General features: G+C 46.4%; 10 protein-coding genes and 1 pseudogene. 6 read left to right on the top strand and 5 right to left on the bottom strand.

The features are described 5' to 3' along the window. From LDL40_RS11085 to LDL40_RS11075, 3 genes are all read left to right on the top strand, one after another. The coding region (locus tag LDL40_RS11085; RefSeq protein ID WP_300995432.1) for a DEAD/DEAH box helicase at positions 1 to 817 on the top strand (817 nt) is incomplete at its 5' end. 345 nt (positions 818 to 1,162) lie between these two features. After that, positions 1,163 to 2,338, top strand: coding sequence for a serine hydrolase (locus LDL40_RS11080; RefSeq protein ID WP_300995430.1), 1,176 nt, complete (start codon positions 1,163 to 1,165; stop codon positions 2,336 to 2,338). Positions 2,339 to 2,451: 113 nt separating this feature from the next. Next, on the top strand, positions 2,452 to 2,814 hold the full coding sequence (locus tag LDL40_RS11075) for a hypothetical protein (protein WP_300995429.1): 363 nt from the start codon (positions 2,452 to 2,454) through the stop codon (positions 2,812 to 2,814). Positions 2,815 to 2,841: 27 nt separating this feature from the next. Here the strand turns inward: LDL40_RS11075 and LDL40_RS11070 are convergent, their stop codons facing one another. The 5 genes from LDL40_RS11070 to LDL40_RS11050 all read right to left on the bottom strand — a co-directional run bounded on the left by LDL40_RS11070 (position 2,842) and on the right by LDL40_RS11050 (position 7,703). Further along, positions 2,842 to 4,797, bottom strand: a complete 1,956-nt coding sequence (locus tag LDL40_RS11070; protein WP_300995427.1) for a bifunctional diguanylate cyclase/phosphodiesterase — start codon at positions 4,795 to 4,797, stop codon at positions 2,842 to 2,844. 221 nt (positions 4,798 to 5,018) lie between these two features. Next, positions 5,019 to 5,729, bottom strand: a complete 711-nt coding sequence (locus tag LDL40_RS11065) for an SDR family oxidoreductase (RefSeq protein WP_300995426.1) — start codon at positions 5,727 to 5,729, stop codon at positions 5,019 to 5,021. After that, positions 5,722 to 6,372 (bottom strand): glutathione S-transferase N-terminal domain-containing protein, encoded by a 651-nt coding sequence (locus LDL40_RS11060; RefSeq protein WP_300995425.1) that lies wholly within the window; start codon positions 6,370 to 6,372, stop codon positions 5,722 to 5,724. Before LDL40_RS11060 ends, LDL40_RS11065 begins: the two co-directional genes overlap by 8 nt. Continuing rightward, on the bottom strand, positions 6,369 to 7,043 hold the full coding sequence (locus LDL40_RS11055; protein WP_300995423.1) for a peroxiredoxin-like family protein: 675 nt from the start codon (positions 7,041 to 7,043) through the stop codon (positions 6,369 to 6,371). Before LDL40_RS11055 ends, LDL40_RS11060 begins: the two co-directional genes overlap by 4 nt. Before the next feature lie 93 nt (positions 7,044 to 7,136). Beyond that, a complete protein-coding gene (locus tag LDL40_RS11050) occupies positions 7,137 to 7,703 on the bottom strand; it encodes a carboxymuconolactone decarboxylase family protein (RefSeq protein WP_300995422.1) in 567 nt (188 codons plus the stop codon). A 115-nt stretch (positions 7,704 to 7,818) separates the two neighbouring features. On the opposite strand from LDL40_RS11050, the gene LDL40_RS11045 reads away from it, so the two are divergent. The 3 genes and pseudogenes from LDL40_RS11045 to LDL40_RS11035 all read left to right on the top strand — a co-directional run. After that, complete coding sequence (locus tag LDL40_RS11045) at positions 7,819 to 8,697, top strand: LysR family transcriptional regulator (protein ID WP_300995421.1); 879 nt, start codon at positions 7,819 to 7,821, stop codon at positions 8,695 to 8,697. A gap of 120 nt (positions 8,698 to 8,817) precedes the next feature. After that, on the top strand, positions 8,818 to 9,213 hold the full coding sequence (locus LDL40_RS11040) for a rhodanese-like domain-containing protein (protein WP_300995420.1): 396 nt from the start codon (positions 8,818 to 8,820) through the stop codon (positions 9,211 to 9,213). A 289-nt stretch (positions 9,214 to 9,502) separates the two neighbouring features. After that, positions 9,503 to 10,000, top strand: a pseudogene (locus LDL40_RS11035) (methyl-accepting chemotaxis protein); the annotation flags it as partial.

The following is a 10,000-nucleotide window of genomic DNA, read 5'->3' as shown; positions in this document are numbered from 1 at the left end:
CGATGCAGAAAGGGCACAGGCATTGCGTCAGCGTATTGCGCCTTTTATGTTACGCCGCACCAAAAAGCAGGTCGCGACAGAGTTACCGGATAAAACCGAAATTTTGCAACTGCTCGATATGGAGTCGGATCAGCGCAACTTGTACGAAAGCATCCGTTTAATCATGGAGACCAAAGTACGGGAATTGTTTTTGCGTAAAGGTGTCGCCGCCAGCCAGATCGAGTATCTGGACGCACTGTTAAAACTACGTCAGGCCTGTTGTGATGCACGCTTATTGCCGATAGAACAGGCACAGCTGGTGCAGAATAATGCTAAATTGCAATGGTTGCGCGATACCTTGCCTGAGATGGTCGAAGAAGGCCGTAAGGTGCTGATCTTCAGCCAGTTCTCCAGCATGCTGAGCCTGATAGAACAAGAACTGCAGTATATGGATATCAGCTACAGTAAGCTGACAGGCCAGACGAAAAAACGGCAGGAACAAATTGACGAGTTCCAACAGGGTGATAACTCTGTGTTTTTAATCAGCTTAAAAGCAGGTGGCACAGGCTTAAACCTGACCGCAGCTGATACAGTTATTCACTATGACCCATGGTGGAATCCGGCTGCGGAAAATCAGGCGACAGACCGCGCTTATCGGATAGGCCAGGATAAGCAGGTCTTTGTGTATAAGCTGATTATCAGCAAAACTGTGGAAGAGAAAGTGCAGCAGTTACAGCAATTTAAACAAGGTTTGGCTGACCAGATTTTCAGTCTGGGCCAAAGCCATATCTGGCAGGGTGAAGCGCAGGATCTATTGGCGCTTTTTAGCGAAGATTAGTCTGCCCTTCGTACTTAACGCCGCAGCTTTGTTGACTGCGCGTTCTCGCCCCAGTCACATAGGTTACTATGCTCCTGGGGTCTCGAACACTTGTCGTCTCGCTGCAACGCTAATTACTTTGGGCAGGTTGATTTTGTACTTAACGCCGCAGCTTTGTTGACTGCGCGTTCTCGCCCCAGTCACATAGGTTACTATGCTCCTGGGGTCTCGAACACTTGTCGCCTCGCTGCAACGCTAATTACTTTGGGCAGGTTGATTTTGTACTTAACGCCGCAGCTTTGTTGACTGCGCGTTCTCGCCTCGCTGCAAGGTTAATTACTCAGGCTAAATAACGGGAAAAAACTTATGAAAATTAAATGCATATTATTTTCCCTGATCTATTGTGTCAGCTTTGCCGCTCTGGCCACTGAGCCTTATGATCGCATAGCGCCCTTGGTTGAAAAGGCGATAGCTGATAAGCAATTACCAGGTGCTGTGGTATTGGTGGGGCGTGGCGAACAGGTTCTGTACCGCAAGGCGTTTGGCTTTAAAACTTATTCGCCCGCAGCATCGGTGACAACAACAGATACTGTGTTTGATTTAGCTTCGTTAACCAAACCTTTGGTAACAACAACCTTAATCATGCAACTGGTCGAGCAGGGCGAATTGCGTTTAACAGACCCTGTTGGCAAGTATTTGCATCAGCTCACCAATGCTGAAGTTAAAAAAATCACTGTTTTACAATTGCTTAGCCATACCTCTGGCTTAGCTGATGGTTTTGATCGGCACGAATTCTGGCAAGGCAAAACGGGATTAGCGCAACAACTGGCAAAACTGCAGTTAACAACCAAGCCGGATCAGCAGTTTGTCTATTCAGATATAGGCTTTATTTTGTTGGGACTGGTGGTGGAGCACATTACAAAACAGCCTCTGGAGTTATTGGCAGAGCAACGCATTTTTAAGCCATTAAAGATGAAAGATAGCCGTTATTTGCCTCTGGATAAACCTTCTCAGGACGCTGCTTATCTGCTCAGAATAGCGCCAACTGAACATCTGAAAGGGGACCCGGATTATCAAAAGTTGTTACCAAACTATAACCAGCCTTATTTGCACGCTGTGGTGCATGATCCAACAGCCTTGCGTTTAGGAGGTGTAGCTGGCCATGCCGGAGTTTTTGGCACTGCAGATGATTTGGCCTTATTTGCGCAAATGCTGCTAAACGAGGGCGAATTAAAAGGCCAAAGACTGCTATCGCCACTGTCAGTGCGTCGATTATTAACTCCTGTGTTTATAGGTCAGCAAAGCCGGGCTTTAGGTTGGGATATGAATACTCTTTATTCAGCAGCTAAAGGTGATTTATTCCACCATGGCTCTTTTGGTCATACTGGCTTTACCGGCACCAGTATCTGGATAGACTTAGCAAGTCAGACCTATCTCATCATCTTATCCAACAGAGTTCACCCCACCAGTGGCAGCTCTATCACGGACCTGCGCGCTAAACTGGCCAATATAGTTGCGGCCAGCATAGGCATTACTCCCTGAAATGGTTTATTTAGGTAAATTTGTAAATAAAATACTGTTTACTTTCTTTTTATTGATGTTAATTTAACTTTTGCACCTTAAAGTGCAACTAAATCATCAATAGGAGAATCAGGATGTTAAAAAAATTAGTGGTGATGTTGGCCTTTACTGCGACAGCTGCCGTCGCGCAACAACAATGTGGATACTGGGCGGAATCTCAGGTTGAGGTCTGTGACGAACGCACTGTGATAGTACAAAAACCTGTCACCCAATGTATTTACATCAGCTTACCTTATGAAAACCATACGGTGACTCAGACAGTGGAAGGCCATATCTCTTTTGCTCAGTGTGGTAAAAAGCAAGGATATTACCTGAACGAAGCTGTTCATACTTACCGGGAAGAGCGCACCACAGAGCGTTACAACTGTCGCAACGAAACACGTTGGACCTGGATCCCTGGCGGTTCAGGCCCGGATTGTAATGTGCAGATCCCTTAGGACTTAATCTGACTTTAGTTTTTCACGTCAAGTCGGGGCAGAATAAGTCGTACTGCTCCTGTTTTTTTGAATAAAGCTGTTTACCTGATGCATTTCCAGAGGTCGTTCATACAAGTAGCCCTGCAAAAAATGCACTCCGGCTTTTGTCAGTTTCTCTGCTTGTTCAGCGGTTTCTACTCCTTCTGCTACTACTTTGTAGCCCATATTGGCGGAGATACTCATCACAGCTGTAACAATCGCCATGCCGTTCACATCCAGTTTGTCGATAAAAGATTTATCGATTTTTACTATGTTCACATTCAAGTCCTGCATAGCAGACAAGGACGAATAACCAGTGCCGAAGTCATCGATAGAGACTTTAATACCAAGGCTTTGCAGGTGTTTTATGGTGAAAAACAAATTGTCTTTATCGCCGGAAAACACGGATTCAGTAATTTCAATATGAAGGAAACGGGCATCAACCGCGTAATGCCTAATCATGTCTTCGACAGTGATGGCAAAACCCGGATCCTGAAACTGTACGACAGACACATTAACGCAGACGGAAATAGCTCCATAAAGCTCAGCCAGTTTTTTGCTCTCCAGACAAGACTTATGTAACACCCAGTAGCCAATCTGCCGTATGTGTCCTGTTTGTTCTGCCAGGCTGATAAATTCATCCGGAGTTACATTTTCACCATCCAATTGCCAGCGTAACAAAGCTTCAAAAGCGACAACAGTGGAATCCGATGCCCGCACTATAGGATGAAACACCAGACGAAACTCTTCATTTTCCAGCGCTGTATCTAGCCTGCTGCGCAGAAAGTTTTCTCTTTTCATTTGGCTGGCGAGTTGATCATCGAAAAAGGACCAGCGTTGGGACAGGCTGGATTTTTGGTTGTACATGGCCATATCCGCCAATTGGATCAGTTCCTGCTCGTCTTTACTATGGTCCGGGTAAAGCGCTATACCTATGGTGGCGCTGATTTTGATCCTGTGTCCTTTGATATCCATCGCATCAGAAATATGTTCGACTAAATGACCACATAACTTCACCAGTAGTTCGGTATTATTGCTTGGGACACAAACCAGAAATTCGTCCCCACCCCAGCGACATAATGTCATGGCTTCGCTACAGCAGGCTTTAATGCGTTGAGCTGTCAGTAACAGAACTTCATCTCCTACACTGTGACCTATATTGTCATTGACTCGTTTAAAACCGTCTAAGTCGATAAACAAAATGGAAAAGCCCTTGTTTTGTCGGATTGAGCTTTGTTTGATCTCACGCACATGAGACAAAAAGGCGGTTCTGTTAAATAACCGGGTTAAAGCGTCCAGATTGGACAAATCGTAAATTTGCCTGGTTCTGGCCACCACTTGTTCTTCCATATTCTCCAGCAATAAATTGTTCTGATGGCGCAACTCAATTGATTTCAGCGTGAAGTCTGCGGATTTGATGGCCGACACTACCATCACCAATGAAAAAAACACTCCCAAACCGCCAAGCAAATTGTGGTAATACTCAGAAGAAGACAGCAATAACGCCGAAAATGGCAAAAGTAGCAGCATGGAATAGGTCACGGATGTTGTTTTGTCGCCGGACAAAATATTGACAGCTCCACCAGCCATAGCTGAGACAATGATAATACTGGTGGTTAATTCGCTTAAATCAAAACCAGCATAAAAGTACAGGCAATAGAAACACCATAAGACGGCTGTGCTGATAGCTCCGGCCGAAAATCTGAGCAAATCTGTTTTTTTGCCCCTCAAGCCTTGCCGCACTTTACGCGCCCAGACTATAGCGTCTGTGAGCCTTAGCAGTAGCAAGGCATTCATCAGTAGCCACCAGTATATTTTTTCAGTTCGATTTGCGGGTTGCAAAAAGCCAAATGCCAGCGCACCTGAGGCTATCATCGAAATAAACATTCCAGCATAACTATTTGAATATAATAAATTTATTCTGTCATGCTGATGCAGCTTTTTCAGTTCATCTTCATTACCCATAAAGCATCCTATCCTCTTCATTGGGTGGCTGAAAAACCGCCTGTATGAAGCAGAGGCAGTTTTTCTGATACTTCTCAGTTTAGTCTGATAAACCCGAAGCTTTTTTCAGTATGGCAGCAATAATCAAGATTAACTGGGCAAAAGTAACAACTTTAATTGAATAAGTGATTTTCCTTGTTTTGCTGCCCACTGAGTCGCCTTAGCAGTAGGATCTGCCCGGCTTAAATTTTGCCCAAACTTGCACCACCATCCACAAACAGAGTTTGCCCTGTGATAAAACCTGCGAAATCCGAGGCTAAAAAAGCTATGGCCGCAGCAATTTCATTTGGATTTGCAAGCCTTGCCATAGGGACCTGCGACAAATAGCTCGCTTCTCTTTCGCTGCCTTTTGGGTTGTTGTGTCGGAATAACTCAGTTTCTGTAGGGCCCGGAGCTACAGCATTTGCAGAAATACCATCTATCGCCAGTTCGATGGCCATAGAGCGGGTTACACTCTCCAGCGCAGTTTTTGCTGCTGCATAACTGGTGCGGTAAGGCAGTCCTTTTGTCACCAGACTGCTGATATTAATAATACGGCCGAATTGTGCTTTGCGCATGGCAGGTAAAATAGTCTGCGTAAGCACCAAAGCAGGGCGGATATTAAAGTCCATCAGTTGCTGAAAAGAGGAGTAACTGACCTCTTCAATAGTTTCATGTCGAACCAGGCCGAGATTATTCACTATAGCCACCACTTGTGGTTGTTGAGCCAGAGACTGTGCAAGAGTGGTTATTTCTGCTGCATTGGCCAAGTCGCATTCAATAAATTCGCCTGGAAAATCCGTGGGGGCTTTACGGGCGACCCCCAGCACCTGCCAGCCTTGCTGAGCTAATAACCTGGCGCTCGCCAGTCCAATGCCTTTCGAAGCACCTGTGATCACAATGGTTTTATGCATTGGGTCTCTCCTGACTGGCGGCAATGGAGTTGATTTTTTCTATAGCCCGGATAACAGCCGGTCGCTCTGACAACCTGTTATACCAAAGCTCAAGATTGGAGAAATCTTTGAGCGAAATACCGGCAAATTCGCTGCGCCAGAACCAGCCAAAATGTGCAATATCTGCAATACTCAGCTCTGAACCCAGCATAAATTCTTTGCCAGCAAGACCCTGGTCAAGCAAGCCAGTTAAACGGTGTGCTTCGCCGCTGAATCTTTGTATGGCATGCTCAATAGGTGCAGGCGCTAGTCGCAGGAAATAGCCGGACTGTCCAAAAGCCGGACTCAGTCCTGATGCATGTAAAAAAAGATGTTCGAACAGCCTGGCTCTTAAGGCCGGATCCGTGGGTAACAAAAGTCCGGTTTTTTCTGCCAGGTAAAGCAAAATAGCGGCACTTTCTGTCAATACCAGCGCAGTATCTACGTTGTCGTGGTCAACTATTACAGGCACCTTTGCATTGGGATTGAGCTGTAAAAATGACGGTAGTTTTTGTTGTCCCTGGCGAATGTTCACACTATGTAACTGATAATCAAGGCCAAGCTCCTCCAACATTATCAATACTTTAATGCTGTTTGGTGTGGCAAAAGCATAGAGATCAATCATGCTTGCTCCCCTTCGGATAGGGCAGCCAGGCCAGAGCTCAAGGCTGTGATCACTTCGGAAGGCTCCAGTCTGTTGCGATAATCAATATCTACAAAGGACAATAAGATTTTTCCCTTTTTGTCTATGACATAAGTTGCAGGTAGTGGTAACACCCAGCTATCAACTCCATTTTTCTGCGGTAGTGGATGATTAAACTCGGTATAAATTGGTCGAAGCTCTTCCGCTAAATCAAAAGTGATGCCAAAACTGCTGGCAACAGAGGAGGATAAATCGCTCAAAACCGGGAAGCTCAAAGCGTTTTTCTCAGCTGTAGACAGACTTTCATCCGGCCTTTGTGGAGAAATAGCCACCAGGTTTGCGCCGAGCTGCTGAAGTTGCGGCAGTACCTGTTGCAGTGCTCTTAATTCCAGATTGCAATAAGGGCACCAGCCGCCACGGTAAAAACTCACTACCACCGGGCCTTTTGCTAACAAAGTAGATAACTGCACCTTGTTGCCGTGCACATCCGGCAGGATAAAGTCCGGAGCCATTGCGCCTGCTTTTAGCGCGCGCTCAGTAATTCCGCTTGCTGCCAGTGCTAAATCTGCTGTTGTCATAGCTTCACGAATAGCGGTCGGGACTTTTTCCATAAATTCAGCCCGAAATGCGTTTAACTCAGTGCTAAGTGACATAATGAATGACCTCATTAGATTGACAGGGCCGCACTGTCATAAGGCGGCCAATGCTAATTTTTGTGATTAAAGTTGTTTGGACCAGAGAACTAGTTATTTGGCGGCTGGTACTTGCCATTCAGCGCCTTTCATAAAGCTATCTAAAGGGGTACGAGCCAGATGATTGGTGTAATTGGAGAGCAACTTAGTGGCTGCCAGTACCAGCAGATCCAGTACGGACTCATTGCTGTAACCTGCAGCTTTGAAAGCTTCAACCTGTTGTTCTGTGACAAAACCACGGTTTTTGGTGATCAGTGCTGCAAATTGGCGCAAGGCTTCCAGCTTAGTGTCTGCTATGACTTTTCCTTCACGAACTGCAGTGATGTGCTGCGCATCCACACCTGCCATTTTTGACAGATTTGTGTGGCCAGCCATGCAGTAGTCACATTCGTTTTCATAAATAATGGCCAGATAAGCGATATTACGTTCAACGGCTGAAAAGCTTGTGCGTTCAGCCAGGGTCCACAATGTGCTGTAGGCTTCGATGGCTGCCGGGCTTGCCGCCATCACTTTGTGCAGGTTTGGCACGAAGCCCCAGGTATTTTGTACTGCGGTTAAAATATTGGCGGATGCAGCTGGTGCGTTGTCGATGCTATATAAAACAAAGTTGTTGTTAGTCATGGTAAAACTCCGTTGGTTTTGGTTAGGTTGCTGACGGAGTAAACTTTAATTAATTCCTATAAGTTAAATAAGATGGCTGTAGGCTATAATATTTATTCCTTAAAGGAGGGTAATTATGGATATGTTGCGGGCGATGACGGTATTTTCCAGAGTGGTGGAAACAGGCTCTTTTTCGGCAGTAGCGCGTGATTTAGGCCTTGGCCAGCCCGCTATCTCAAAAACTGTTGAAGCTTTGGAACAGCATCTTGGCGTCAGATTATTACTGCGATCGACCAGGCGTTTAACCATTACGGAAGCGGGTCAGGCCTTCTATGAAAACGCCGCACAGGTGGTTGCGCTGGCGGAAGAAGCAGAAAGTGCCGCTCGTGGTGCTGCTGGTTTGTACGGACGTTTACGCATCAGCGTGCCTGTCACCTTTGGGCGTCTTCATTTGGTACCCAGGTTGCACTTGTTTATGGAGCAGCATCCGAATTTGCAGATAGAACTGCTGATGGATGATCGGTATATTGATCTGATCGCCGAAAAAATAGATCTGTCCTTGCGTACTGGAACGCTAGCGGATTCAAATTTAACGGCCAGAAAGCTTGCCACAGCGCAAAGGTATGTTGTCGCCAGTCCAGGCTATTTAGCGAAAAAGGGAAAACCGGCAACACCAGCAGAGCTGCTTGAGCATGATGTGATTGTCTATGGGCAGGGTAGTAACGCAAGAGAATGGCAATTTAAGCAGGGTACCACACAAACCTCGGTCCATGTCCAATCACGGCTCCAGGTCAGCGCTGCCGAAGGACTAAGAGAAGCCGTATTGTCTGGCATGGGGTTGGCTATAGCCTCGGGTTGGATGGTGGGGGCCGAACTTGAAAAAGGCGAATTAGTCAGAGTGCTGGATGATTGGACACTGCCTGCTTTGGATTTATGGGCGCTGCATGCTTCAGGCCGAATGGTCAGCATTAAAGTGAGGACTTTTTTAAACTGGTTAGACAGTCTTGAGCTATAAACTGGCTTTGTATCAAGCCTGAAAGAGGATAAAACCCTACGTATTGTTCACCTTAGGTCATTCAATGCTGCTGCTTTTTCGAGCTATAGTACATGCAACTTCTTCCAAAGGACTCACTTTATGAAAACCGGACCCATGCTTGTTGTTGAAGCCAAAGCCAAAATTCAGGAACTGTCAGTGCAGCAGTTGGCCGTGTTATTAAAAACCGGTCAGGCGCGCATTATTGATGTGCGTGAACCTGCAGAATTTGCTACAGGTCATATTCCGACTGCTGTGAATATGCCCCGTGGTGTGCTGGAAATGCAGTTGCCACTACATCCTGCTGTTGCAGAGCACAGAGACCCAGTGCTGGCTCTGACTGAATTGGCGAGTCAGCCTCTGTATTTAATTTGCCGTTCTGGCGCCCGGTCTGCGCTGGCTGCCGAATCGCTGCAACGTATGGGATTTCGTGACCTATACTCCATAGCTGGTGGTATGCAGGCTTGGTCTGAAAGCGGCTTTCCTGTCAGACAATAGCGGCATATATACCCTGGTTACTTGAAGATGCAGTGAGGCGACAAGTCCGAGAGACGCCTGGAGCATAGTAAAACTATGTGACTGCGGTGATGGCAACAAAGCTGCAGCTTTCAGGGCGACGGGTATAAACCAAAGGGACCTAGACTTTAGTCGCATTCCCCCGATGATGGTTTGACAGTTGCGGACTTAAAAGAAACACTGCCAGAAGCTAATTGCTACAGAGTTGTAAATTCTGGAGTTTTTCTTCTGCCATGTGGCCTTCAGGCCTTTTGTCGAATGGGAAGTCGTTATGGAAAATGTACGTGCTGCAGTGGTTTTTGTTTTGAGCTGGCTAGCGGCCCAGGCTCTGTATCTCTGGCTGGGGTGGAATAACTGGTTATTACTTCTGCTTAATCTGTTCGCCATCACAGGTTTCCTGCTCTGGACTGGCCGTAAACCAGTTGAAGTGCAAATCCGGCACGAACCCAGTGCTCTGGCCGATAGCGCCCATCATATTACTGAGGCCACCTCTAAAATGGCGATAGGTGCAGCTGAAGTGTCCTTTTATATAGACGGTTTAATAAAAGACATCAAACACAGTGGCGACGACTGTGGCCAAATTGGCAGCGCGGCCTCAGGGTTGGCCGATACCAGTGGTCAACTGACAGATAATCTGCAACAAATTAGTCATAGCATAGTGCATACCGCAGATGCCTGTAGTACAGCTGATCAGCGCTTGCAAAAAAGTGTAGAAAATATCAATCAGTTGGCCAGTGCAGTCAGTGACGCTGCCAGCCAGTTGGAACAA

Origin of the sequence: Rheinheimera sp. (genome assembly GCF_020217005.1) — a bacterium.
Taxonomy (GTDB): Bacteria; Pseudomonadota; Gammaproteobacteria; order Enterobacterales; family Alteromonadaceae; genus Pararheinheimera.
Note: the sequence above shows the minus strand (reverse complement) of the source record. Positions and strands in the feature narration are given on the sequence as shown.